Consider the following 23541-nt stretch of genomic DNA (forward strand, 5'->3'; position numbering starts at 1 on the left):
ACAACACAGCGGAGCTCAGCGCCCTCAACCCGGCGAACCTTCCCGGTCACAGCACTAGTGTGATGCGCCGGAAATCTCAGGGTTAAGTCTGCGACTGGTTGTTGGTGTCTGGTGGGGTGATTTTGGTGAGGTAGTCGGCGAGGGAGTTGAGGATCTCGTCGGCGGTCTTGGTCCAGGTGAAGGGTTTCGGGTTCTCGTTCCATGTCTCGATCCAGGGCCGGATGTCGTCTTCGAGGGCCTTCACCGAGGTGTGGACGCCGCGGCGGATGAGCTTGTCGTTCAGCAGGCCGAACCACCGCTCGACCTGGTTGATCCAGGACGAGCCCGTGGGGGTGAAGTGGACGTGGAAGCGCGGGTGTCTGGCCAGCCAGGTCCTGATCTCCGCGGTGTTGTGGGTGGCGTAGTTGTCGCATACCAGGTGCACATCAAGGTCGCGGGGCACTGTCTTGTCTATCGTGACCAGGAACTTCTTGAACTCGATGGCCCGGTGGCGGCGGTGGAGTTCGCTGATGACGGTGCCGTCTGCGATGTTGAAGGCGGCGAACAGGCTGATGATGCCGTGCCGCAGGTAGTCGTGGGTGCGGCGCTCGGGCATGCCCGGCATCATCGGCAGCACCGGCTGCGAGCGGTCCAGTGCCTGGATCTGGCTCTTCTCGTCCACGCATAACACCACCGCCCGTTCGGGTGGGTTGTGGTAGAGGCCGACGACGTCGACGACCTTGGCCACGAACTGCGGATCGGTGGACAGCTTGAACGAATCCTGCAGATGGGGCTTGAGCTCGAACCGTTTCCAGATCCGGCCGACCGTCGATTTCGACAGCCCTGTGCGAGCGGCCATCGAGGCCCTCGACCAGTGGGTGTCGCGGCCCGGCGTGGACTCCAGCGTCGCCACGATCACCTCCTCGACCTGGTCGAGGAGAATCGAGGGCGGCCGGCCCGGCCTGGGCTCGTCGGCCAGGCCGTCCAGACGCTCGGCGATGAAACGACCGCGCCACCGGACAACGGTCGAGGTGTCGATGCCGAGCTCGGCCGCGGTCTGCTTGTTCGTCCCCCCGTCTGCGCAACGCAGCACGATCCTTGCCCGAAGTGCCAGGTACTGGGCGGTCTTCGGGCGCCTGGCCCACTGGGTCAGCTGGGCCCGTTCGGCCTCGCTCAGAACGAGATCGGCCTTCGGCCGGCCGATGCGCATCCCGTCCTCGAGCCCCGCGATTCCCTCCGCCGCGAACTTCCCACGCCACTTCCGCACCGTCGCCGCGGTCACACCGACTTCCACGGCCACCCTCGCGTTCGGTACCCCACCCTCGCAGGCCAGCACGATGCGAGCACGCTCGGCGAACCGCGGCGCCACAGCCCCACCGGCCCAGCGGGACAACTCCGCACGCTCCTCATCGGACAGACGGACTTCAACAGCACGAGGACCCGGAGACATAAAAAACAGGCTACAGACTTAGCCCTGAGATTTCCGGCGCATCACACTAGTGCTGTGTATCGAATTGGATCTTGAGCAATGAATGATCGCGGTTCATGGGGCGGGGAGATCTCACGGACGAGCAGTGGGCGGTGCTGGAGCCGTTGTTGCCGAAGAGGACGAAGGCGGGGCGACCGCCGACCTGGTCCCGGCGACAGCTGGTCGACGGCATACGGTTCCGGATCCGGACAGGGGTGCCATGGCGGGACGTGCCCGTCGAGTACGGCACGTGGGGCCGGGTCTACGACCTGTTCCGCCGATGGCAGCGGGACGGCACCTGGCACCGCGTCCTCACCCAGCTCCAAGCCCTGGCCGACGCGAAGGGAGCGATCACGTGGGACCTGAGCGTCGACTCCACGGTGTGCCGCGCCCATCAGCATGCGGCCGGGGCCCGGAAACGGGGTGACCTGCAGAAGGAAACACCAGGCGGTGTTTCCACCGAGCCCCGCGATCACGGACTGGGACGCTCGCGCGGCGGGTTCACCACCAAGCTACACCTGGCCGTCGAGCAAGGTCAGAAGCCCATGTCGATCGTGGTGACGGCAGGGCAGCGCGGGGACTCGCCGCAGTTCGAACCCGTGCTGGAGAAGCTCCGCGTGCCCCGCATCGGGGCGGGTCGGCCGCGCGTCCGTCCCAATCGAGTACGCGCTGACAAGGCGTACGCCTCCCGCAAGAATCGTGCCTACCTACGCCGCCGCGGGATCCGCTGCACCATCCCCGACAAGGCCGACCAGGCACGCAACCGCAGGAAACTTGGCTCCCGCGGAGGCCAGCCACCGCACTTCGACCCGGCCGACTACCGCGAGCGCCATGCGGTCGAGTGCGCGATCAACCGCCTCAAGAGGAACCGCGCCGTCGCCACCAGATACGAGAAGCTCGCGGTCCGATACGAGGCCACCGTCTTGATAGCAGCCATCAACGAGTGGTTGTGACTCGTTCGTTTCGCCTGGGAGGGTTGTGTGTTGCGAGTAGTTCCCCCAGAAGTTCCACGATGAGATCGGGCTGTCCCACGAACGGGGAGTGGCCTGTCTGCCATTCACGCACGTCGGTGCAGCGCGAAGCCATCCTCCGCTGGAGGTCGGGGTCGATGGCTCGGTCCTGTGCACAGACGATGTAGGTGGAGGAAGTCTTCGTCCAGGCGTGGTGTTGCGGGACTCCTCGTCCGCAGCCTGGGGCTTGCGGACGCAGTAGGCCGACTGCCCGGGCGGCGAGGGGCTCGGGGCAGTCGCCGTAGAGAGTGTCGATGGCCCGGTCTGGGTGCAGGCTGGTCGAGCCGTCGGGCTCAGGGATGATCGCGTCCTGCAACTGCTGGGATGCCCCTCCCAGACTGGCCGCGCTCTCGCCGGCATCCAGTACGAAGGCCGCCAAGTAGACCAGGTGACCCGCTCCGCGCACCCCTGTGATCACTGATCCTCCGTAGGAGTGACCGAGGACGATCGGGGGCGCCGGCAGCGCATCGATGACGGCCTGGACAGCGGCTGTGTCAGCAGGCAATGAGCCCCGATGGAGCTCAGGAACGACAACCTCGGTTCCGGCGGTCCGCAATCGTTCCGCCAGCACGGCAAAGTGCTCGGGGCGGTGATACAGACCGTGAACAAGCACCACAGCAGCCAACTCGCCCGTCTCCTCAGCTCGACGCCAGACCAACGAGCCTAGCTCCGAACCACCGCCAACCCACCACCCTGATCCACTTTCGATACACGGCCTAGTCCCTGACCGCAGCTCTGGGCCTCCGTGCTGCACGGGCGCAGTTCGGAGGCCAGGGGATGCGGTCGGGACCGATGCGCGGCTGTGGGAACGGGGGCCGCTGTCTATCCGGCGCTGCGGGTGCCGGGCGGATCCTGGGGGTCGATGCCTGTCGTGGCTGAGGCGTCCTTGGTTCCGCTGGGACGCTGCGAGCGGCCCCGGGGGCCGGTGTCGTGCATCCCCTTGTCGCCGGAGCCCTTGCTCTGGTCCTCGCCGCGGCTGCTCGTGCTCTTGGAGGGCCGGCCGTGGGGGTTGCCCGCTTCTTCCTTGGAGACGGTCCTGCCGGGTCCCTTGGCGGGGGCGTACTTGTCCGGGTGGAAGGAGCGGTGGGCGCTGGGGTTGTCCTGCTGTTTGGTCTCGTCGACATCCGGCGACCAGCCGTGCTGCTCGGTGCCCTTGTGCGGGCTCGGGCCCTCACCGTGCGTGGGCTGGGACGGCTTCTGCTGCTGCTTGGCCACGGTCTGACCTGCTGTTCTGTATGCGGAAGGCGTAGGCCGCTCGGACGTGCCGGCCCCTTCCGCCGGTGCTCCCCTTGTCCACCGGAGTGCCTCAGGCCGCCCTCCCACGGCCTGGCGCAGTGTCAGCTCGCGCATGGTGTCGGCGTTGCCGGCTGCGGGACGCCACCGCCGAGCCGCCGGAATCTGCGGCCGAGCGGGGGACAACTGGTAGCGGGTGGCGTAGCCGCCCGCTACCAGAACCGGCCCAGCGGGCAGAGATGGCGAAGCCATTCCCCGCAGGTGAGGAGCTGAGCGTCAATGCTGGAACGCACCCGGAGCAAGAAGCGGACCGAGATCACGTTCGTCCTGCCCGCCGGCCATCCGGCCGGTGAGGTCAGTGTGGTCGGCGACTTCAACGACTGGCGGCCCGGCGCCCATCCCATGGCCGAGCGCCCCGACGGCAGCCGCGCGGTCACGGTCACCTTCCCGGTGAACCAGCACCACGGATTCCGCTACCTCGCCGACGGCGGCCACTGGCTCGACGAAGAAGGGGCGGACGGCCACGACGGCCGTAACTGCCTCCTGCACACCTGACCGCCGCACGAGCACGGATTCTGACCCAGAAGGAGTATTTCTGTGACTGACATGTGGAGCTACGACCCCGAGTCGCACTACACGCCCGGCACCAGCCTGGTTGGCTTCAAGGTCGAAGCCAGCGACGGGAGCATCGGCAAGGTCGACGAGGACACCGACGAGGTCGGCGCCTCCTACATCGTCGTCGACACCGGCCCGTGGATCTTCGGCAAGGAAGTCCTCATCCCCGCCGGCACCGTCGTCCGCGTCGACGTGAAGGAGAAGGAGATCCAGGTCAACCTCACCAAGGACCAGATCAAGGACTCCCCCGAGTACGACAAGGACAAGCACCGCGGCGACGCCGCCTACCGCGACCAGCTTGGCCAGTACTACGGGCGCGACCGCGTCTGACCTCGCCACGGCCCCTCCCGCCGCCTGGGCGACGGTGTCCTGCACATGCTGCACGAAAGTCGGCCTTGACGGAGTACGCCTACAACCGGCAAGACGGTAGGCAGAGCGAGGAGCAGCACAATCAGGGCCGCGCAGCTGCTGCTGCGCGGCCCTGATTCCCGCCGACGCCGCCGGACAAGCCCCGTCGATCGCTGGTTGGCTGCCCGGGCAGCCCGCGCGCCGAGAAGGTTAGGCCGGGTTGATGTTCTCGGCCTGGGGGCCCTTTTGGCCCTGGGTGACGTCGAACGTCACGGCCTGGCCCTCCTGGAGTTCACGGAAGCCCGAGGAGTTGATCGCGGAGTAGTGGGCGAAGACGTCGGGGCCACCGCCGTCCTGGGCGATGAAGCCGAAGCCCTTCTCCGCGTTGAACCACTTCACAGTTCCCGTAGCCATGTCTCATGCCTTCCAGTCGATGAACGCCTCCCACAACGTGCGGAAGGCGGAGGTGATCGCCCTGGTTCCTGCGGCACAGCACAGCAAAACGCCCACGCCTACGGCGTGGGCAAAGGGAACTTCCGAACCACGACAGCTGACGCAGACGGTACACGCTCCCACGCACTGTCACCATAGGAAACGTGGACGCATCACGCCCTGGGCTGGGTGCTTCGGGCCGCCGCGAACAGGCGGGCGCGCCCACTTCAGGCTGCGGCCGGTGGAGTCGCCGACTCGGCGGCGCGGCGGTATTCGACGTTGAGGCGCTGGGCTTCCTCGAGCTGGTCCTCGAGAATCACGATCCGGCACGCCGCGTCGATCGGAGTGCCCTGGTCGACGAGCTCACGCGCTCGTGCGGCGATGCGCAGCTGGTAGCGGGAGTAGCGGCGGTGGCCGCCCGCGGAGCGCAGCGGGGTGATGAGGCGCGCTTCGCCGATGGCGCGGAGGAAGCCCTGGGTGGTGCCGAGCATCTCGGCGGCCCGGCCCATCGTGTAGGCGGGGTAATCATCGTCGTCAATACGGCCGAACGAGTCGTCTGCTGTCATTGCACCTCTCTGTGGAACGGTGGAGGGGCCCTGGCGCCAATGGCACCAGGGCCCCGAAGGAACTACTACACCATCTGCCGGCCCTAGTCCTGCGCCGGCCCTCTGTTTCCGCAGAGCCGTCCGAACGGGGACGGGCAGTGCGGGGATCGCGGTTGCTTGACCGGAGACCACCTCACTATCGATGTCCTGCGGTACCCGGACTCAGACTTCCGCCCGGGCGATCCTGATGGTGCTCGGCTCCTCCGCTCTTCCCTCTGAATCAATCACTTCGCCAAACAGGAACTGCGTACTGCTGGTGACGCGAACTACTCCGTGACCTGACCCAGCGTCACTCTTCGGCAGCCAGCCCCGTCGCCCATCCTGCGTCTGCTCTGGCTTAGAACCCCACTGCCGAACTTCCCGGTGCGCGCGCCCGCAGCCGACGCCTTCACCGAGGTGTTGCTCACTGACTTCACTGCTGGGTACTGCCACTGCACTTACTACGGGTACTGCCACTGCGTTAACTGCGGTACTGCTTGCGGCGGCCCCTGATCACTGCGGGCCACCCGGTCCGGCCGTCAGCCCCGTCACCGTCCTACGACAACCCTGGCTTCGGAACTCCACCACCGCACCGTGCTGCGTACTGCAACTACGTGTACTGCATGTACTACTGCCCGGCAGTTCATCTCTGCCAGGCCCTGCGGTCTCTCTGTGTTACGAGAGAAACCATAACCACACCACAGGCCAATGTCTACTCCAGTCGACATAGATTTTCACGTGTTCGACGATGAGGTAATCGATCTCGAACGCGGCCCGCCCCCAGGGCCGCCGAGGCGCCGCACAGGAGAAGGCGAAGGTGGGGCCTTCCTGCCCTGGGGCGCGGGGAAGGCACTGAAGGGCCTTTCACAGTGGGTTCCGACGCGGCCAAGGGCGGCTACGGTCGCAGCAGGGACATCAACGACGGGGGAACGTGACCGAGCAGGACAAGACGCGCCGCCTACGGCGCACTGCTCGCCACATGCGCCTGCCATCTGCGGTCGCGCTGGGGCCCGCTGCTTCACTCCCCTGCTCACGCTCTCCTCACCCATGGAGATCGGACGGACAGTGTCGACTTCCGGATCCGACCAATGGAGAGCGGGAAGAGCATGTCGCCCTGCGGTGTCGTGAAGTGGTTCGACCCTGACCGGGGTATCGGTCTCATCAGCCAGGAGAGCGCTGGTGGTCCTGACGTTCAGGCAGAAGCCTCAGCAATTCAGGCAAAGGACCACCGTCTGCACCAAGGCGAGGAAGTCCTCTTCGACATCACCCTGGACAGTGCGGGACTACGGGCCGACAACATCCACCGCTCCCGTTACGAGGCCGCCCCCGGCCAGGAAACACCTCGGGCGCGCAGCGACACCGCTCCCTGTGCGGGGCCGTCGTCATCGCCGCCCCCCGCGGCGAGGTGTCGGGGTGGGCCGTGCGCGGTGGCGTAGTCAGACCCAGCGGGCGAGTTCCTCGGGCCGGCCGGTGACGGCGCGCTCATCTGCCGGCGCCGGTTTCCGCGGGCGTGGATCATGAGGCCCTTGGGGATGACGTCGGTAGCACGGTCACTCCCGTAGACGGGTGTGACCGTGTACTCGATCGTCTCGCCGGCGTCGACTGCGGCACGGATCTGGTCCTCGGTCTTCTTCATCACTGGCGAAACTGCTTGGCCTGCCAGCCTGATGCCGTGCGTTCCCTGTACCGCGCGGGATCCGGCTGTCGGTGTCAGCGAAGCGCAGAGCAGGGGGCGAGCGGGGACAGCCGCCGTACGGCGTGACCGTGAACCGCCCCGGATACGGGGCCCGCTCCCCCGGCGCCGCAGCCGCGGCCTCGTCCTGTTCAGCCGCGGCCAGCCACCGCCACACCGCCCGCTCCCGCAACCAAGCGGACATGCCCCGAAGTCAGCGAACCGGTCTCGCGCAGCTCCAACAACCGGCCAACCCAACGTGCGGGACGTTACGACGTCACCGCCGCAGGCGGCCCCACTCCGCCCGGGACTGCGAAGGGCGCCCCCTCACCTGGGATCGGAGGGCGGGGCAGCGTGTTCCGGCTGCTACCAGCGCCATCCCATGCGCATCGGAGGTGTATGAACCGCAATGCTCTCCTTGCGCTCCCGTTCATGCGCCCGCCCCCAGGTGCCGTACGGGCCGGTCGGTGGCAGTCGGTAGTGGTGGGGGTCGCTCAAGGCGAGGAGAAAGGGCAACTCCTGGCAGCGGCAGGCCGGTTCCTCGAAGCGCCAGTCGTCGTTCGCTACGGCCAGCACCGGCCCGGTCTGCCGGCGCCGGCTGTAGTCGATGAGCCCGGACAGGTCCTCGACCGAGGCCCGGCGGTGGCTGAGACGCCGGGCTCCAGACCGAGTTCTTCGACGGCTTCGCGGGTCAGCAGGGAGACCACGCGGTGGGGGCCGGCCGGCCTGGATCTCCACCTGCGCGGTGACATCGCCGAGGATGACCCTGGTGACGATGCCCGGCATGGCGTTGCGGGCCGAGGTCGTCGATTCCGTCTCGTCCACGTTCTCCTTGGCGAGCTGCACGCAGAACACGGCCAGGTCCGGGCCGGGGATCATTCGTTTGCTGCCCTGCTTGGTGGCAGGGAAGCGGGAAGCGGCCTCGATCCGCCCACCGGTGGGCGGTGTCGGTGCTGACGCCGAGGAGCTCGGCGGCTTCGCTGACGGTGTAGTAGCGCACGCCGCCACCCTCGTGCGAACGCGCTGGGGCCCGGTCAGGTGAGGGCCTGGACGGCGTAGAGGGCGCCGAGGGCGGCCGCGAGCGTGCCCAGCAGCAGGCGCAGGAAGGTCTCGGGCAGGCGGGGCTGGAGTCGGGCCCCGAGGTACCCGCCGCCCAGCCCCCCGAGGCCGCAGGCGAGACCCAGCCACCAGTCGGGTGCGACGGGCCCGGAGCTCACCGCGGCCAGCACGGCGTACGCGACGGCTCCCGCGAGCGAGGTGGTGAACGTCGCGGCGAGCGTGGCCGGCGCGAGACGGGCCATGGGCACGCCGCGTGCGGCGAGGATGGGCCCGAGAAGGGAACCGCCGCCGATCCCGTAGATCCCCCCCACCACCCCGACGGTCACAGCCAGTGCGGCGAGCCCGGGCGCCGACGGCTCGCCTGCACGGGGGTCCGTCCGGCGGCGGGCCGGGCGCAGGGTGCGCAGGCACAGCCAGGCGCCCAGGGGCAGCAGGAGGGCGGCGACCAGGACGCGGAAGACGCCGGGGCCGGGGAGGGCGAAGACGCGGATGGCCGCGCCGGCGATGACGCCAGGCAGCGTCCAGAGGACGAGGCGCCGGGCCAGTCCGCCGCGCAGAGCGCCGTCGCGGCGGTAGCGCCAGAGGGCGCCTGGCCCGGCCACCACATTGAACAGCAGGTTCGTCGGCGTGACCGCAGGGCTCGGCACGCCGAAGACGCTGAGCTGGACCGGCAGGAGGAAGACCGCCCCGGACACGCCGACCGGCGCGGTCACCGTCGAGATCAGCAGGCCGGCCGCGAACCCGGCCCAGATCGTCCACTCCATCGCTGCTCCCGCCGTGTCCCGATCGCCGGATCAGTATCGGCGCACCGGACCGGGCGGGCGCGGGTCGGCAACGAGATGTTCATCAGCAGCAGGTGCAGCCCGGCGCGCAGCCGCACGTGTCGCCCTCACCCACGACCAGACCAGCCCCAGATGCATCAGGAACTCAAACGACAACCGCTGACCGCACCCCGGTCCGCCCCACCAGGACGGACGAGCGGACCCGAGCCCCACTTCTCCTAGAGGCCGGTGTTCAGGCCGGTGAGTCCTTGCAGGACGTCGGGGCTGAGGGTGGCGGAGAGCAGCTGCTGCCCGGCAGTAGGGTCGAATCGCGCGCCCTGCCTGTACTTCCCGTACCGGTGCCAAGGGCGTTTGGGCGGCTTAGGTCCGCCTCTCACGGCGCAGACAGGCGACGGGCGGTGAGCCTTCCGTCGGGGGTGAGGGTGAAGACGGTGGGCTCCATCATGCTGGTCGCGCGGGCCGTCTTCCCGTAGGCCCGCAGGGTGAGGTCCTCGGCCTTGCCGAAGTGGATGTCGGCCTGGGCCGCGTCGCCCCAGGTATTGACCCGTACGTGCGTCGACCAGCCCTCGATCCCCCCGTCGGTCCAGGGACCCCAGCTACGCTCGGGCATGAGCCCGGACGCGCGGCCCTCCCGGACGGCGACCACGGCCGACAGCAGCACCACGACGGCGACGGCGAGGGTGCCGGCGAGGCGGTGTGCGCGGGCGGAAGTGCGAGGTCGACGGGACGGAAGCGGCACGGCGGTTCTCCTGTCGGACGGCCGGTCAAAACCGCCGGGGGCGGTCTTCGCCCGAGAAGAGGTGGACGGCAGCGGAGTCGTTCCCTCCGCCACGTCCCTCGCCGCTATCGGGCCGGGGTCGGCTGAAGGCTCTCGCCGCCGGCATTCAGAGGTCGCCACGAGGCTCCCCTGCTTGCTGCCCATGGCCAACACCGTGCTCCTCACTGACGGCGGACGACCGTCGCGACACCGCAGCCGGTCTCCCCCCGTCGAGCGTCGGCCCGCGAGCGCCCCGGACTTCCTCACGCATATCCGGCCGCCTCCTCGAGCTCGGCACGGGCGCCGACGCCGGAGCCGCCTGGCTCACCGCAGGCATGGACGCGGCCGCCCGCCTTACGACCGTCGCGGGCCACCATCTCGGAGCCGGATCCCCGGATCGAGTTCGTCACGGCGGACGCCGATGCCTGGCTCACCGCCGCGGGCGGTCCGTACGACTTCGCGTATGTCGACTGCCGGCCGGGCAGGTACCACCAGCTGGACGGTCTCCTCGCGCTCCTGGCCCCGGAGCCCTCTACGGGGTGGAGGACATGCTCCCCCAGGCCACCTGGCCCGAGGACCACCAGCCGCGGGTCGACGGCTTCCTCGAACGGCTGCCCGAAGTCGCCACGGCGACGGCTGACGCGCGCAGTCGTCAGACCGCTCTGCGATGCCACCCCGCCTCGGCGTACGGTCCGGGCGCAACGGCTCGATGCGAGCTCACTGGGCACCAGTCAGTGACACAGCCATACAACGAAAGCGAAGGCATCCGGAGGCTGCCCTATTCAGTCAGGTCTGGGACTTGGCGTCGCGCTTCCGACCGCCACAGCCCGTCACCGCCGTGCGTCAAGGACTCGCTGTGTTCCTCAGCTACCTCGTCTTGGTAGTCCAACCGGGCCTGCACCAGGCTCAGTCGGCCGTTTGGCCCACCTCGGACGAAGTGCGCGTCCGCGTCATCCTGCCCGTCGTCCTCCCAGCCGCACTCTGGGCAGATTTCGAAGTTGGCCCGCTTCTCCAGCGTCGGCTGGAAACAGCAGGGGCATGCAACAAGGCCGTTCGTGGTGTCAATCGAGGGCACGGTGGGCGGGTCTTCAGGAGCCATGCCTACATCGTTCCGCTCTCTCGAATGATCCACAAGAAGCGGCCCAGTACGGCCGAGGGCAAGGCGTTGCCACCCGAGCCAGACGATGCTCAGGACGGACAAGCCGCGGGTGAGGCGGTTGGCCACGTAGACGTCGGGCAGCTGCCCGACGGACGCGGCCCGGACGCCCACGGCTGACCGGTCACCCGCGGCTGCCGAGGACGTCGTCCCGGGGCCGCGGCGACACGCAACTGCCAGGTGCGCACCACCTCGTGCAAAGGGGTGAGGGTGAAGGAGTCGCGGGCGTCCTCCAGGGCCTTGGCCCAGTCCCGCTCGAACGCCGGCACCCAGGTGTCCGCGCGGCGGTCGACGCGCAGCAGGGCGCGGAGTTCGGCCGCGGCCCCGGGCGCGGGCGCGTACGGCGGGACGGGGGCGTGGTCGGCGGGTTGGGCGCTCACGGGCTCCTCCAGGCCGGTTGTACCGCCGCGGTAGCCGCCGCGGTGGTGGAGGGAGGAGGGGTCCGGTCCTCCCGGCTGGTGGAGGTAGCTCTGGGCGTAGTGGCGGGCCGCGGCCTCGCTCGTGCCCCACGCTGTCGCGACCTTCTCCATCGGGATGCCGGCGGCCGGCCCACTCCCAGCGGGCCCGCTGCTCGTAGCCCACAAGCCGTACGCACACGGTGAGCCCTACGTAGGAGGTCAGTGAAGGCTCGTGATCCGTGCTCTGGCACGCTGTCCCGGTGGACGCTCTCATCGGCACTCAAGTACCTCGTCAGCGACTGACTGATCCGGCCTCGACGGTCGCGGCTCTGGAGCAGGCCGTCCCCGGCCTCGCCCTCATCCGACGTACGGCTCCGGCCGGCATCGACTGGGCAACGGTCGAGGAGTGCCTGACCACGGAGCTGCCTTCCGACTACAAGCTGCTTGCCGACAGCTACCCGTCCTTGGCCTTCGGGGACTTCCTCTGCGTCGGCTTCCCGAACCCCGGGCAGGAAACGGCCTGGTCAGAGGACCCCGAGGATCTTGAGATCCTCGCTGAGTGGTGTGCGGACGCAGAGATGTCCATTCCTCTGCACCCCTTTCCTGCCCCTGGGGGTCTGCTGCCCTGGGCCACGTCGAACCAGGGTGACTACTTCCTCTGGAACACCACAGGGTCTGGTCCCGACGAGTGGACTGTCACCGTGGCCTCACGCAACGGCGGCTGGTGGCACTACACCGGAGGCGCGGTCCAGTTCCTCGCCGACCTGATCAGCGGAGCCTTGGAACTGTGGGAGCTGCCGTCGGTACGGCCTCGGGTCGAAGCCTTCTGAGCGAACGACGGCTCCACGACTCGCTCGTGTTCACCGTGTCGTCGCACGCGAAGGGACAGCCCGGCACCGGAGACAACTACATCCCGTGTGCAACGGGAGTGTCGCCGCTACCCCGCTTCATCACCACGCTGAGAGTCGTCTAACACCGGACCGTGTGGAGCCGTCGTCGTTCCACGCGCTCCGCAGCGCCCCGGCCCGGACCCGGTCCGGATGGATTCGAGCTTCCAGTCCGGCGGGCCTCGCGGTCCCGGCCCCTCGACCGTGAGGAGGCCCCGGGTGGCGGGCACCCGCCTCGCCGACCCGTCAAGCACCGCCTCGCCCGGCTCTGGCTCGATGTGGCCTCCGCGCGCGCGGTGGCCAGGGCCGCGGCCGACGCCCTGGCCACCGCGGCCCCCGACACCCCGCTGAGGGTCTGGCGTGGCCGTCCGCGCCGCCGAGGACCTGGGAACACCCGGCCCACCTCTACCTCAAGCGCGCCAAGGCCGACTCCCCGGCCCTGGGCACGGCGGGCCACCACCGCGGCCTGGTCGCGGACTTCGCGGAACTCCCCGCTCCCTAGGGGTGTGCTCGGGCCGGGCAGCGCGCTCCCCTTCGGCAGTCGTTCCTGGTACGGCGGGATGCTCTGCTGGGGGCCGGCCGACAGGACCGTCACGCGTTTGGCGATCTTCCCGTCGTACTTCCCGCCGCGGCAGTGCATGGACTACTTCTCCAGCGGTCCGCCCGTCTCGGGGTCGATGATCATGCGGATGCGTGAGTTGCGGGTGTCCGCTTCCACGGCGGTCCCGGCACGGCCTGTGCTGTCCTGGACCGGCCCGACCAGCCGGAGCCCCGGCATGTCCGCGAGGACCTCGTATACGGCAGCACGTTGCCGTGGTTCGAGGGGCGCGAACGTGAGCAGGTAGCTCAGGGCGTTCATGTAGGCCGAGAACGTATCGGCCTCGCTGTCCGGTCCGGGACCTCCGGGATAGAACTCCTCCAGGACCACCTTGAGTGCCGTGGGGTCCGAGGGAAGCCGCTTCACCTCTTCCCAGCTGAGGTCCTCTTTGCGGGCACCTGCTGAGCGAGGGCGTCGCCTTTGGAGCGGTTTCCCCGGGGGCCCGGTTCGGTGAGGCGTGGGTGACGTCCGTCAGTGCCGGCCGGCCGGCCATGGGGTGGCGGCCTGGGGGTCAGGTGACCAGCCCTGCACTACGGAGTGCGGTGAGGCCCTCCGGATAGTTCGTGCCGATGTGGGCCAGGACGTCGGCGTCCGGGACGGTGATCTGCTGGTGTGCGGCGCACTCCTGGAGCCAGACGATTCCGGGCTGGACGCTCAGGCTCCTGAAGCTGCTCTTGCCGTCGCTGCCCTGGAAGCCGTACTTCTTGTGGTTGCCGGTGAGCCACTGGATGACCGAGGCGGTGTCCTTGGGAAGCGGTGCGAGTGCCGTGACGCCAGGCGTCTGCCCCCTGTTCGTGATCTCGGTGGCCACGTCGGATGGGCTGGAGCTGCCGCCGAGCACCCCGGCCTTGTAGAGGGCCAGGCAGGCCCTCATGTACTCCTGGCGGCGTGCCGCGTTCACGTTGCCCGTGACGCTGTCGGCCGCGTTGCGGGCGTGGTCGAGGAGGGAGGGGGAGGTCTGCAGGATGTCCTTGCGCATGACGTTCATGGTCACCTCGAACCGCCCGCGTTCCATCCAGTAGTTCGCGAAGATCATGGGGTCGTTCGTGATGGCGGGGCTGCCCGCGTTCTGCCACTTGGCCGCGTTCGACTCGACCGTCTGTGCCGTCACCTGCGGATAGGCGATCTCGGCGATGTACGGCCTGGTCTGCCAGCCGGAGCCGTCCTTCTCGAAGATGTGCCCCAGGCTCTTCGCGGACGTGATGTCGTACCAGGCGACCTCGCTGCCGTCGAGCTGGAGGACGACATCGGGACGGGTGTTGCCGTGGGTGACCTGCATGGCCACGGCGAACTTGAGGCCGGAGGCCGGACCGGTCCAGGACTTCCGCTCGGTGAGGAACACCTTGGTGGCGAGGGACTCGATGGCGTAGCCGGCCATGGCGGGTACCAGCGCGGCTATCTCCGTCTTCTTCACCGGGGTGGCCTGGAGGTACTCCTGCCACTGCTCCGCCCACCGGCCCAGATATCCGTCCGTACGTGCGAGAGCGGCGTCGGTCGGATTCTGGGTGGCCTGGAGCCAGGCGATCTGGACGGCCGCGTCGAGCTTCTCGGCGAAGGCCACCAGGTCCTTCCCGACCTCCTCGCTGGGGATCTGGCCGGACGTCGGGTAGGGGTGGATGGAGCGCTGCACGGACTCCGCGCCGGCGCCGGTCCGTTCGGCCGGGCCCTTCGTCGCCTGGCTGGGCACCGGTCCGCTCAGAGCCCTGGTGGCGTTGGCTTCCGCCTCCCGCTCGAAGCGGTCCGACGGGTCCGAGACGCTCAGCCCCGACCCGTTGTCCGTGCCGGCCACCGGGCCCTGCCGCTGCTGGATGACGTGGGTCAGCTCATGGGCCAGGGTGTGCCGGTCTGCGCCGCCCTCGCCGATGACGACGTGGTGGCCGGAGGTGTAGGCGCGGGCGCCGATCTCGGCGGCGGAAGCGCGGGCCGCCTCGCCGGTGTGGATCCGTACGTCGGAGAAGTCGGCGCCGAGGCGGGCTTCCATCTCGGTGCGGGTGGCGTCGTCGAGGGTGTTGCCGGGGGTGCGCAGGACGTCATCGACGGTGGAGCGCTGTACCGGGTGCTCGGTCTGCTGGTGGTTGCAGTCGGCGCCGTGCCGGTGCTGTTCCCGGGCCCCGGGGTGTCCGGTCCGGCGGAGCATCTGGACGACGGCGGCGTTGCCGGCGGTGCTCTGCATCGCGAGGAGGGCCGGGGGCGGCGTCGGGGTCGCGGCCCGGGGTTGGCGGGCCGGTGCCCTGCCCTTGCGTGCCTCGGCAGACCTGGCCCGTTCTTCGGCGTGCATGCGACCTCTTTCCTGGCGAGCAGACAACTCCCCTCTGGGTACCTGAGGCGCGGGCGGTCGGGCGATGTACGCGAGGGCAGAGCTGGGGCAACGTGCGTGGGCCGTATGGCCGGAACTCCGGTGCCGTCGAAGGCGCGTCACGCCACATCAGGATGGTCAAGCGCCGGATGTCCGGCCGGGCCGGATCCCGGCTTCTCCGCAAGCGCGTCCTGCACGCGTACAAAGAAGCCGGGACCCAGTGGGGTCTACTCAGAACTCCGATCGCGAGTCACACATGGGGGGTTGCCGCGGAGAGCCTGGGCCTGTCCCCGACGAGCAGCGTTCTGGCCGGCGTGGCCTACCGTCTGCTGCCGGCCTGACGGTCCGGCGTCCGGCGGTCCGGCGGTCCGGCGTCCGGCGGTCCGGCGTCACTTCAGGTGCCGGTCGTAGAACCGGCACCCGTCCTCCACCTCGAACCACGGGGTGCCGGTGTGCCCGCCCAGATTGGCGTGCAGGGTCTTCTCCTTGCTGCCGAAGGCGTCGTACAGGTCCAGGGCCCGCTGCCGGGGGTTGCCTTCGTCGTCCCACTGCAGCAGGAACAGCAGCGGAACGGTGACCTGCCGGGCCTCCTCGCGCTGGAGGTGGGGCACGTAGCCGCCGGCGAAGAAGCCGGCGGCCGCGATGCGCGGCTCGACTGCCGCCAGGCGGATGCCGACGGCGGTCCACCCCGAGTATCCGACCGGGCCGCCGATCTCGGGCAGTGCAAGGAGGGCGTCCAGGGTGGTCCGCCATTCCGGGACCGCCTGTTCGACCAGCGAGCCGACGAGGGACTCGAAGATCTCGTCGACCGGCTCGCCGGCCTGCATCGCCCGGCGGAGGTCGGCGCGAGCCTGCTCGTCGGCGGCGGAACGGGGCCGGTCACCGCACCCGGCGGCGTCGATGGTGGCCACCGCGTAGCCGGACGCCGCGGTGTGCCGGGCCCGGGCCACCAGCCGGGGCTGCCCCTTGGGCAGGCCGTTGTTGTGGGCCATCAGGATCAGCGGGGCCGGTGCGGCGGATTCAGGCGTCCACAGGGTGCCGGGGATCTCACCGAGGGTGAATTCGCGTTCGAGGACGCCGTCGTCGAGGCGCTGTTCGGAAGTGAACTGCATGGTCGTGCCTTTCGGGAGTGCACTGGAACGGCGCTCCCGGACGACCTATCGCCCGACCGTGACCCCGGAGGGGAGCACCCATGTCGATACTGCGTTCACGGGTACCACCTCCTCGTTCTCTCGCACGGCCGGAGGAAACGTAGCAATGGCCGCCGTGGTCCGCCAAACGGTTTCTTGCGGGGGCTCCGTGGCCGGGACGCGGGCGCGGCCGACGCGGACGGCGGCACCCCGGCGGGCGTGTCTTCCGGCAAGCCGAGGAAGCCTGGCGGTGTTTCTCCTGGAGGGGGTGCGGTGCTGGGGCGGTAGGGGCGCCGGGCAGGTACAACGAGGTAGGGGTTCGGGTCTGCGGCTGGCGCGCGTCTCTTTGCGCTGGTGGACCCGCGCCACCGTCCCATCGAGGCGGGTCCGGGTTCCTCCGGGCCCGTCCCCTACACCGGAAGGCACCGCCTTGAGACGTACCCACCGCCGGGCCGGGATCCTGCTTGCCTCCCTCGCCCTGAGCGCCCTGCCGCTGGTCCACTCCGCCTCGCGGGCCGAGGCCGCCGGTCCCGCGCACTGCGCCCCCGGGGCGTTCCCCGTCCTGCGCCCGGGCGCTCCGGAGGGGGCTCCTCAGGGCCAGCTCGTCGCCCTCCAGCCGGACATCGGGCCGGTCAGCGGCGGCACCCAGGTCACCCTGAACGGTACGGGGCTGACCCCCTACACCCGGGTGCTCTTCGGCTTCCTGGGACCCGACGGGTGCTTCACCGGGCGGGAGGCCTCCGATGTAGTGGTCCTCAGTGACACCGCGCTGGTCGCCATCGCCCCGCAGTGGCCTGCGGCCGGGGCCGTCTCCGTCGTCGCGGCGACCCCGTGCGGGCGGCTCACGAACCCGCTCACTTTCACCTACGTGGACTGAGCCGCGAGGGGCGCCCACGGCGGCGGAACGTCAGCGGGGTCCCTCGTGGGCGATGCCGCCGGACACGGCCGGCGAGGGCTCCGCCGGACGGCGTGCCCTTCCCGAGGCGGTGTTGCGCCCGCTCCCGTGTCGGTCGAACGCCTTCCCGACGGGGCCGGGCACCGCACCGGGATCTGGCAGGGGAACGTCAGGGCCCGCGGCGGGCGGCTTGATGCCTGGCAGCTCGCCGCGCTCGCCGAACTCGGTATCGACTGGGCCTGAGGGGGGATTTGCCGGAGCCTGATGCAGGCGTCGACGTGCAGGACCGGGCAGGGCGCCGCGTTACACAGCGCTGCCGTCCACGTCGGCTATCGCCCGGGTGAATGCCGACCGGCTCCGCGGGCCGAACGCCGTGTGCGACATCCGTTCCCTCGCCGTCGTCCTGGGCCCCGGTCGCCGGGCCGGGTTCACCCATCCGGTCATGACCGGATGGGTGAACCCGGTGCAACCTCCGGCAAGCCGCTTTCCCGGGCGCCTTCCGCCCCGGGACGCCTCCGGGCCTCGCGAAGGTCGAGGGCGTCCAGGAGATGGCCCGGGCCGTCGACCTCATGGAGAAGGGCTACAACCGGGCCCGCCACAGCAAGGGCGGCGGCGCCCGCGCCGAAACCCTCGAAGTCGAATTCACCGACATCGACTACATCGACGTGTCCTTCTGAGAAGGCGAACGGGATCCGGATTCCTACGCCGATGGCGTTCCGGTCCAAGCGCCGGCAGGCGTCGATGGGCGGCTGCCGAGCAGCGGCAGGGCCGGGAACGTGTGGTCCTGCCAGATCAGGCGGGAGGTCTCCTCCGGGTAGGCGGCGAGGGCCGGCCGGGTGTCGAAGAGTCGTACGAGGCGCTGCTGCGTGTCGTACGCGGGCCAGCCGGGGTCGCCGTGGGCGGCGAACGCCGTCCAGGCGGCCCGCATCCGTGCGGACAGCTCTTCCGCCTCCGGGAACGGGCTTTCGCCGATCAGCACGGCGGGCTGGCCGCGGTCCAGGTTGCCGAAGACCAGAGGTACGTCGAGGCCGTGGCAGGCACCGAGGGCACCGCCCATGCCCGGGGCGGACCAGGTCAGCTCGTAGACGTGGGCACGGCCGCCGGCGGCGGTCTGAGCGCGGGCGAGGTGGAGGGACGGCATGCGGAACAGCCAGTCGGAGGTGACCAGTTCGTACAGCTCGTCCGGGCCCGCGGTGGGAAACGCGTCGCGGTAGCGGCGTGCGGCGTTCCGGCCGGGGCCGAAGACGTGCAGGGCGGTCTCCGCCTGTTCCGCAGTGACCTGGCCGAGCAGTCCGTCGAGCGCGGTGAGCAGCCGCGTTTCGTCGCGGGTGTGGCCGACGAGGAGTTCGACATTCCGGCCGGCGCCGTCGGCCAGGGCCTGCCACGGCGTGACCGGCAGGACGTCCCCGTCGACGACCGGCGAGAACGGGATCGCCCGGTGCCCGACCGGACCCCAGCGATCCGCCCACCGGTCCATCTTGGCGCCGACCGCGTCACCGGCGGCGGACAGCCGGACGGGGTCCACCCCGGACAGGTCGCCCACGGTGGGCCCCGTCCCCAGCTCGGCGGCACAAGCGGCGGCGATGTCGGCGGCGAGTTCCGGCGAGAAGAACGTGCCCTGCACACTCTGTGCCACGGCCCGGCCGAAGAGCCCGGCCGCACGTGGCATCGCCAGCAGCGCGGCGACCGATCCGGCGCCTGCCGACTGGCCGAAGACCGTGACACGGTCCGGGTCACCGCCGAAGGCCCGGATGTTGTCGCGCACCCATTCCAGGGCGGCCACCTGGTCCAGCAGGCCCCGGTTGGCGGGCGCCCCTTCGATCTGCCCGAACCCCTCCAGGCCCACACGGTAGTTGAACGTCACCACGACGACACCGCCGTCACGCGCCAGGCGCCCGCCGTCGTACTCGGGAAGACCGGACATGCCGATCGTGTAGGCACCGCCCTGGATCCACACCATCACCGGCAGCACTGCGCCCGGGCTCGGTTCGGGCGACCAGACGTTGACCGTCAGCCAATCGTCGCCCGCCGCGTCCCGCGCCAGCGCGTCCATGCCGAAATGGCCGCCCTGAGGGGGCGGCGGGCCGTACGCCGCCGCAGGCAGGACCCCGTCCCATCCCCGTACGGGCCGCGGCGCGGCGAAACGCAGCGGGCCGACCGGCGGCTCGGCGAACGGGATGCCGCGGAAGACCGCCACACCCGCCTCGCGGCTGCCGCGCAGCGCCCCGCCCGCCACGCGGACCTCGGGCTCGGATCCGGACGGCTCGGACGCGGTAACGGTCATCACAGCTCTTCCACTGGGCGGCCTGGACGTTCCGGGATCATCCCGCTGCCGCACGGTGCGTGCCAGTCATTTAGGGAGGGCACGGCGAGATCCGGTCCGCGGCGGATTCTTTTGAGCGGGACCACGGCGCCCGAGACCGGAGGCGGGTCCAGCGGCCGGGGGCCGCACGGCGCTCCTTGACGCCCTCTCAGAACTCCTGGAGAGACGAGCGTTTGAGGGAGCCGGGCCGGGACAGACGCGTGGATACCGGTAGCGACACCCTGCAGTGGTGGCGCCTCCGGAGCGGGCCCCGCCGCATGCCGCCCCTCCCCCCGGCGTCGTGCGGCAGGCCCGCCCGCACGACGGGCTGCCGCCCGGATCCGTACGGCACCCGGACACCCCGCGTCCCGGCCCCTCCCCGGCCGGGACGGGGCGTCCGGCGAACCCCCGGCTCCGGCGCTCGTACCGCCGGCCCCGGGCAACGGACCCCGACGGCAGCAGCCCGCCACCTGATCAATGCTGATGAGCTCGGGAGTCACCGGCCGCTGCGGCCATGACCACCTGCCCACCAGGCGGCCCACCTGGACGCGGGAACGTACGGCCGCAGCCGTGCCGCGTGCACACGCACCCCTCCCCCGGGCCGGCGTATGCGACCGCGTGCCGGACCCACCGCGGGCGTGCCCGCGGCGGTGGTGCCGCGCAGGCGGGCGGGCGATCTGCACCCCGGGACGCCACGGGGCCGGCTCCAGCGCAAGGGGCGGACGAAGGCTCTCGTCCCGCAGACGGTCAAGCCCCGATATCCAGGGTCATGCCCCGCTGGGCGGGGTGGGGCTTACTGGAACCGCGGCGCGTGGCGCCGGAACCGCTCTCAGGAGCCCGGGACGGACGGGCATGCACATCAGGAGTCAGCCGTGGCGATGGTAGGACTGTTCTGGATCACCGAGGACTCCGTGTACGTGGGTTCCCCGCCGAATGCGGAGGGGCACTGCGTCCGGGTCACCTCCGAAGGGGTACAGGCACGGGGCCCGGACTGCGTCCGGGCATGGCCGTGGTCGATCCTGCGCTCCGCAGGCGTGGAGGCCGTGCCCGTCGAGGGCGACGCACGGGGCGGAGGCCGCTTCCTGGCGGCGGTGCTGGAAGCGGTGGTCACGCTTGCGTCCAGCTACGGCGGCGAGGAGCCGCCACGGATGTTCCTGGTCCTGGAGACGGAGGACGGGCCGGAGGAGGTGCAGGTGCCGGCGGCGGCCAAGGGCTATACCTCCCGGGAGATCACCCTGTCCCAGCACCTTCTGGCCCGCTTCCGGGAGGGCACGGCAGACCCTGGGACCCTCACGGCCTGGAGCCGGGGCCACCGGGGTGGCACACCGAAACCGCCCGAGCGCGAAGCCCTCCTGCAGGAGTGGACACGCCCACCTGGCTGATCGCGGTCACCGCCCAGTCCAAGCGGGCCCAGTCCAACCGGGCCAAGGCCGACAAGGACCCGGCCGAATGGCTGCCCCCGGCCCCTGCCGCTGCCGCCCGTCGCGTCACCCTGTCCGGCGCTGCGGTCCGGGCCGGGGTGGCATCCGGGTCGGCAGGGCAGACCAAAGCCCCTGGGGCCCGACGGGCTCGGCAGGGGCTGATCAGTTTGTTGCAGGGCGGCTTCACCGTGGGCACCGGTACCGGTGCGGGGAGCTGCTTCGCCGGGGGGCAGGTTCAGCCGGAGGCGGCCGAGCTCTGTTCCACGAGGGCCTCACCGGTCTCCCGGTCGGGGGCGGTCTCCGGCGCGGTGTCAGTGACCTGACCGGTCTCCCGGTCGGGGGCGGTTTCCGGGGCCGGGGCGGGCTTTTCGGGCTTGTGCTCGCAGTACACCGTGCCCTTGTAGAACTTGCAGCCCGGCATGTTCTTCACGTCCTTGATCTTGCCGTGCTTCTTGCCCTGGTTCTTCTTGCCGTTGTGCTTCTTGCCCTGGTGGCCTCGGTTGTCCTTGCCCGTGCTCTCATGACCGCTCTTCGCGTGGTCGGCAACCAGCGTGGCCGCCGCCTCACTGGCCTGCGGGGTAGCCGGCGCAGCGAATGCACTGGTGGGCAGCAGCACGCCTCCCCCGACCATCGCGGCCGAGACGGCGAACATCGAGAAACGCTGCTTCCGGGAAGTGCGAGCCATGAGGATTACTCCAGTAAAAGGGGGGGTGGGGGATTCGAAGGACAGTGGCGAAATGTCTGGTTTGTCCTTCTGCTAAAAGACTGACTTCCGGACTTCACGACGCTGTCCGCCGACTGTCACAGGCGCGTGACAGGCCCCCTGGGCGGGCGGCACGGGTTCGGCACCGCGAGGGCGAGGGCCCGGCGCGCAAGCGCCTCGGAGTGCGGGTGCCAGGCGGCCGGGCCTCCATGCCCACGCCTCCCGCCGCCTGCGGCCGGTGACGGCCGCGGGCGCCTGTTGGCCAAGCCCCCGGCTCTCCCTGCCGTGACCCAGGCGGTTATGGACGCTCCTGTCCCGCGAGCGGACCGTCGGAGCCCTGGCGCAGGGGGTGGAGGCGTGTGCGATCCGCCGGGCTGACTTCCGGGCTGGGGGTGCGCCGGCCCCCCGGCGGGCAGACTGCGCCTCGGCCGGGCCCTCCCGAGGCGGTTTCGGCCCTCGCCAGGGGTTTCCGGGAGCGGCGTGCCGGCTATCGGAGGCTGATCGTCCGGTGTCCTGTCAGGCGGAACCTTGATCGTTGAGGGCCGGCTCTGATCGCCAGAGCGCTATGCCCTCATTACGTAGATATTCTGTGAAGTGTGATCGAGTCTGGACGGCCGCGGCACCGCCGGCGCCCCGGCCCGGGAAGACTTGTGCGGCTGTCGCCGGTCATCCTGACCGTCGTCATTGCCAGCCTGGCCTACGCCACTCCGCCGGAAATGGCCTTCAGCCGTCTCCTGCCCGCGGCACCGGCCCTCGCCGCGGCCATGTGGCCGGTGCTTCCCACCGTCCTGCTCGGAACGGTCTGCCTCCTCCTGATGATCGGCCTCGGCCTCGTCTTTCCGGATCTGGGGACGTGGTGGACGGCCGCGGGGATCATCGCGGTCACCGTGGCCGCCGCGTACGGAAGCCACGCCCGGCTCCAGCGGGAGCGCACCCTCTTCCAGGTACGGCTCGTCGCCGACGCGGCGCAGCAGGTGGTGCTCAGCCCCATGCCGCGGCGCTTCGGCAGCATCGAGATCGAGTCGCTGTACCTCGCGGCCGCGGCCGAGGCCCGCATCGGCGGGGATTTCTACGAGGTGGTCGACACGCCGTTCGGGGTCAGGCTGCTCATCGGTGACGTGCGGGGCAAGGGACTGCCGGCGGTGGGGGCGGCCGCGGCGATCGTCAACGCCTTCCGGGAGGCCGCGTACGGCGAGAGCGACATGGTCAATGTGGCACGCCGTATGGATGCCAGCAGTACCCGTTACAACGCCGCGTTCCCACCCGAGGGGCCGATGGAGCGGTTCGCCACCGCTCTTCTGGTCGAGATCCCGCACGAGGGCAGGCGTATCGGCATCCTCAACTGCGGACACCCTCCGCCGATGCTCCTGAACCGGGGGAAAGTGCGTGTCCTCGAGCCCACCAGCCCCTCGGCGCTGCTCAGCCTCGCGGAGCTGATCGGCGACCACTACAGCGTCGACACCTTCGACTTCGCCCCCGATGACCTGCTGCTTCTCTATACCGATGGGATTGCCGAGGCCCGCGCCCGCGACGGTGAGTTCTTCCCGCTGGCGGCCTGGATGCGCGGGCAGCCCCCGACGCCGCCCCGGGAACTGCTCGCGGCTCTTCACCGCGACCTCCTGCGCTACAGCAAGGGGCGCCTTGACGATGACGTCGCCGCCCTCGCCGTACGCCTGTGTGAGCCCTGAGCGGGCCGCCCCCGGCCGGGGGGGGGGGGGGGGGGGGGGGGGGGGGGGGGGGGGGCGGGGGGGGGGGTGGGGGGGGGGGGGGGGCGCGGGCCGGGGGGCGGGGGGGGCGGTGGGGCCGTTGGGAGGTG

Annotated in this window: 24 protein-coding genes and 2 pseudogenes; 11 read left to right on the plus strand and 15 right to left on the minus strand. The window is 70.4% G+C overall.

All coding sequences use genetic code 11. The annotated features are described in order from the left end of the window. Positions 1–82: 82 nt before the first annotated feature. The gene (locus ACGFZK_RS35470; protein WP_393852946.1) at positions 83–1429 is read right to left on the minus strand and encodes an IS630 family transposase; all 1347 of its coding nucleotides are present in this window, start codon (positions 1427–1429) and stop codon (positions 83–85) included. Between the two features lie 95 nt (positions 1430–1524). Between ACGFZK_RS35470 and ACGFZK_RS35475 the strand changes: the two genes are divergently transcribed. Next, complete coding sequence (locus tag ACGFZK_RS35475) at positions 1525–2400, plus strand: IS5 family transposase (RefSeq protein WP_393852947.1); 876 nt, start codon at positions 1525–1527, stop codon at positions 2398–2400. Here the strand turns inward: ACGFZK_RS35475 and ACGFZK_RS35480 are convergent. Together ACGFZK_RS35480 and ACGFZK_RS35485 are read right to left on the minus strand one after the other, a co-directional pair. Then, a complete protein-coding gene (locus tag ACGFZK_RS35480; RefSeq protein WP_393852948.1) occupies positions 2384–3082 on the minus strand; it encodes an alpha/beta hydrolase in 699 nt (232 codons plus the stop codon). The genes ACGFZK_RS35475 and ACGFZK_RS35480 overlap by 17 nt on opposite strands. 197 nt (positions 3083–3279) lie before the next feature. Beyond that, positions 3280–3672, minus strand: a complete 393-nt coding sequence (locus ACGFZK_RS35485; RefSeq protein ID WP_393852949.1) for a hypothetical protein — start codon at positions 3670–3672, stop codon at positions 3280–3282. A 297-nt stretch (positions 3673–3969) separates the two neighbouring features. Here ACGFZK_RS35485 and ACGFZK_RS35490 point away from each other — a divergent pair, with 297 nt between their 5' ends. Beyond that, entirely contained in the window at positions 3970–4245 is a 276-nt protein-coding gene (locus ACGFZK_RS35490; RefSeq protein ID WP_393852950.1) for an isoamylase early set domain-containing protein, read from the plus strand. A gap of 51 nt (positions 4246–4296) precedes the next feature. Further along, positions 4297–4635: a PRC-barrel domain-containing protein gene (locus tag ACGFZK_RS35495; RefSeq protein ID WP_393852967.1), complete on the plus strand. Its 339-nt coding sequence runs from the start codon at positions 4297–4299 to the stop codon at positions 4633–4635. Positions 4636–4863: 228 nt separating this feature from the next. Here ACGFZK_RS35495 and ACGFZK_RS35500 read toward each other — a convergent pair whose 3' ends face one another. Together ACGFZK_RS35500 and ACGFZK_RS35505 are read right to left on the minus strand one after the other, a co-directional pair. Further along, positions 4864–5067 carry a cold-shock protein gene (locus ACGFZK_RS35500; protein WP_019072426.1) on the minus strand — a complete coding sequence of 68 codons (204 nt, stop codon included), beginning with the start codon at positions 5065–5067 and terminating at the stop codon, positions 4864–4866. A gap of 245 nt (positions 5068–5312) precedes the next feature. Continuing rightward, on the minus strand, positions 5313–5651 hold the full coding sequence (locus ACGFZK_RS35505; RefSeq protein WP_393852951.1) for a MerR family transcriptional regulator: 339 nt from the start codon (positions 5649–5651) through the stop codon (positions 5313–5315). Between the two features lie 1124 nt (positions 5652–6775). Between ACGFZK_RS35505 and ACGFZK_RS35510 the strand changes: the two genes are divergently transcribed. Then, entirely contained in the window at positions 6776–7105 is a 330-nt protein-coding gene (locus ACGFZK_RS35510; protein ID WP_393852968.1) for a cold-shock protein, read from the plus strand. Between the two features lie 799 nt (positions 7106–7904). Here ACGFZK_RS35510 and ACGFZK_RS35515 read toward each other — a convergent pair. From ACGFZK_RS35515 to ACGFZK_RS35535, 5 genes and pseudogenes are all read right to left on the minus strand, one after another. After that, positions 7905–8341, minus strand: a pseudogene (locus ACGFZK_RS35515) (TOBE domain-containing protein). Positions 8342–8375: 34 nt separating this feature from the next. Next, on the minus strand, positions 8376–9164 hold the full coding sequence (locus ACGFZK_RS35520) for a TSUP family transporter (RefSeq protein ID WP_393852952.1): 789 nt from the start codon (positions 9162–9164) through the stop codon (positions 8376–8378). Between the two features lie 391 nt (positions 9165–9555). Further along, positions 9556–9921 (minus strand): hypothetical protein, encoded by a 366-nt coding sequence (locus ACGFZK_RS35525; RefSeq protein WP_393852953.1) that lies wholly within the window; start codon positions 9919–9921, stop codon positions 9556–9558. 796 nt (positions 9922–10717) lie between these two features. Beyond that, complete coding sequence (locus ACGFZK_RS35530; protein ID WP_393852954.1) at positions 10718–11038, minus strand: CPCC family cysteine-rich protein; 321 nt, start codon at positions 11036–11038, stop codon at positions 10718–10720. A gap of 89 nt (positions 11039–11127) precedes the next feature. After that, a complete protein-coding gene (locus tag ACGFZK_RS35535; RefSeq protein ID WP_393852955.1) occupies positions 11128–11625 on the minus strand; it encodes a DUF6247 family protein in 498 nt (165 codons plus the stop codon). Between the two features lie 128 nt (positions 11626–11753). Between ACGFZK_RS35535 and ACGFZK_RS35540 the strand changes: the two genes are divergently transcribed. Both ACGFZK_RS35540 and ACGFZK_RS35545 read left to right on the plus strand, forming a co-directional pair. Then, positions 11754–12323, plus strand: coding sequence for an SMI1/KNR4 family protein (locus ACGFZK_RS35540; RefSeq protein WP_393852956.1), 570 nt, complete (start codon positions 11754–11756; stop codon positions 12321–12323). A gap of 284 nt (positions 12324–12607) precedes the next feature. Beyond that, a pseudogene (locus ACGFZK_RS35545) lies at positions 12608–12882 on the plus strand (acyl-CoA dehydrogenase); the annotation flags it as partial. 141 nt (positions 12883–13023) lie between these two features. On the opposite strand, the gene ACGFZK_RS35550 reads toward ACGFZK_RS35545, so the two are convergent. The 3 genes from ACGFZK_RS35550 to ACGFZK_RS35560 form a co-directional block, all read right to left on the minus strand. Then, a complete protein-coding gene (locus ACGFZK_RS35550; RefSeq protein ID WP_393852957.1) occupies positions 13024–13344 on the minus strand; it encodes a hypothetical protein in 321 nt (106 codons plus the stop codon). A 145-nt stretch (positions 13345–13489) separates the two neighbouring features. Continuing rightward, positions 13490–15256 carry a DUF4157 domain-containing protein gene (locus ACGFZK_RS35555; protein ID WP_393852958.1) on the minus strand — a complete coding sequence of 589 codons (1767 nt, stop codon included), beginning with the start codon at positions 15254–15256 and terminating at the stop codon, positions 13490–13492. A 407-nt stretch (positions 15257–15663) separates the two neighbouring features. Continuing rightward, complete coding sequence (locus tag ACGFZK_RS35560; RefSeq protein WP_393852959.1) at positions 15664–16386, minus strand: dienelactone hydrolase family protein; 723 nt, start codon at positions 16384–16386, stop codon at positions 15664–15666. 448 nt (positions 16387–16834) lie between these two features. Here ACGFZK_RS35560 and ACGFZK_RS35565 point away from each other — a divergent pair, with 448 nt between their 5' ends. The 3 genes from ACGFZK_RS35565 to ACGFZK_RS35575 all read left to right on the plus strand — a co-directional run bounded on the left by ACGFZK_RS35565 (position 16835) and on the right by ACGFZK_RS35575 (position 17976). Then, positions 16835–17281, plus strand: coding sequence for an IPT/TIG domain-containing protein (locus ACGFZK_RS35565; protein ID WP_393852960.1), 447 nt, complete (start codon positions 16835–16837; stop codon positions 17279–17281). 126 nt (positions 17282–17407) lie between these two features. Continuing rightward, positions 17408–17542: a hypothetical protein gene (locus tag ACGFZK_RS35570; RefSeq protein WP_393852961.1), complete on the plus strand. Its 135-nt coding sequence runs from the start codon at positions 17408–17410 to the stop codon at positions 17540–17542. Between the two features lie 305 nt (positions 17543–17847). Beyond that, positions 17848–17976, plus strand: coding sequence for a hypothetical protein (locus tag ACGFZK_RS35575; protein WP_393852962.1), 129 nt, complete (start codon positions 17848–17850; stop codon positions 17974–17976). Positions 17977–17999: 23 nt separating this feature from the next. Here ACGFZK_RS35575 and ACGFZK_RS35580 read toward each other — a convergent pair whose 3' ends face one another. Further along, complete coding sequence (locus ACGFZK_RS35580) at positions 18000–19583, minus strand: carboxylesterase/lipase family protein (RefSeq protein WP_393852963.1); 1584 nt, start codon at positions 19581–19583, stop codon at positions 18000–18002. An 890-nt stretch (positions 19584–20473) separates the two neighbouring features. Here ACGFZK_RS35580 and ACGFZK_RS35585 point away from each other — a divergent pair. Beyond that, the gene (locus tag ACGFZK_RS35585; protein ID WP_393852964.1) at positions 20474–20983 is read left to right on the plus strand and encodes a hypothetical protein; all 510 of its coding nucleotides are present in this window, start codon (positions 20474–20476) and stop codon (positions 20981–20983) included. Positions 20984–21257: 274 nt separating this feature from the next. On the opposite strand, the gene ACGFZK_RS35590 is transcribed toward ACGFZK_RS35585, so the two are convergent. Beyond that, entirely contained in the window at positions 21258–21707 is a 450-nt protein-coding gene (locus ACGFZK_RS35590) for a hypothetical protein (protein ID WP_393852965.1), read from the minus strand. A 668-nt stretch (positions 21708–22375) separates the two neighbouring features. Between ACGFZK_RS35590 and ACGFZK_RS35595 the strand changes: the two genes are divergently transcribed. Further along, positions 22376–23413: a PP2C family protein-serine/threonine phosphatase gene (locus ACGFZK_RS35595; RefSeq protein WP_393852966.1), complete on the plus strand. Its 1038-nt coding sequence runs from the start codon at positions 22376–22378 to the stop codon at positions 23411–23413. Positions 23414–23541: the final 128 nt, after the last annotated feature.

The organism is Streptomyces sp. NPDC048257 (genome assembly GCF_043201855.1).
Taxonomy (GTDB): Bacteria; Actinomycetota; Actinomycetes; order Streptomycetales; family Streptomycetaceae; genus Streptomyces.

Coding starts and splice junctions, on each gene's coding strand:
- ACGFZK_RS35470 (WP_393852946.1), bottom strand. CDS start 1,429: ATGTCTCCGGGTCCTCGTGCTGTTGAAGTCCGTCTGTCCGATGAGGAG.
- ACGFZK_RS35475 (WP_393852947.1), top strand. CDS start 1,525: ATGGGGCGGGGAGATCTCACGGACGAGCAGTGGGCGGTGCTGGAGCCG.
- ACGFZK_RS35490 (WP_393852950.1), top strand. CDS start 3,970: ATGCTGGAACGCACCCGGAGCAAGAAGCGGACCGAGATCACGTTCGTC.
- ACGFZK_RS35495 (WP_393852967.1), top strand. CDS start 4,297: ATGTGGAGCTACGACCCCGAGTCGCACTACACGCCCGGCACCAGCCTG.
- ACGFZK_RS35500 (WP_019072426.1), bottom strand. CDS start 5,067: ATGGCTACGGGAACTGTGAAGTGGTTCAACGCGGAGAAGGGCTTCGGC.
- ACGFZK_RS35505 (WP_393852951.1), bottom strand. CDS start 5,651: ATGACAGCAGACGACTCGTTCGGCCGTATTGACGACGATGATTACCCC.
- ACGFZK_RS35510 (WP_393852968.1), top strand. CDS start 6,776: ATGTCGCCCTGCGGTGTCGTGAAGTGGTTCGACCCTGACCGGGGTATC.
- ACGFZK_RS35520 (WP_393852952.1), bottom strand. CDS start 9,164: ATGGAGTGGACGATCTGGGCCGGGTTCGCGGCCGGCCTGCTGATCTCG.
- ACGFZK_RS35530 (WP_393852954.1), bottom strand. CDS start 11,038: ATGGCTCCTGAAGACCCGCCCACCGTGCCCTCGATTGACACCACGAAC.
- ACGFZK_RS35535 (WP_393852955.1), bottom strand. CDS start 11,625: ATGGAGAAGGTCGCGACAGCGTGGGGCACGAGCGAGGCCGCGGCCCGC.
- ACGFZK_RS35555 (WP_393852958.1), bottom strand. CDS start 15,256: ATGCACGCCGAAGAACGGGCCAGGTCTGCCGAGGCACGCAAGGGCAGG.
- ACGFZK_RS35560 (WP_393852959.1), bottom strand. CDS start 16,386: ATGCAGTTCACTTCCGAACAGCGCCTCGACGACGGCGTCCTCGAACGC.
- ACGFZK_RS35575 (WP_393852962.1), top strand. CDS start 17,848: ATGGCCCGGGCCGTCGACCTCATGGAGAAGGGCTACAACCGGGCCCGC.
- ACGFZK_RS35580 (WP_393852963.1), bottom strand. CDS start 19,583: ATGACCGTTACCGCGTCCGAGCCGTCCGGATCCGAGCCCGAGGTCCGC.
- ACGFZK_RS35590 (WP_393852965.1), bottom strand. CDS start 21,707: ATGGCTCGCACTTCCCGGAAGCAGCGTTTCTCGATGTTCGCCGTCTCG.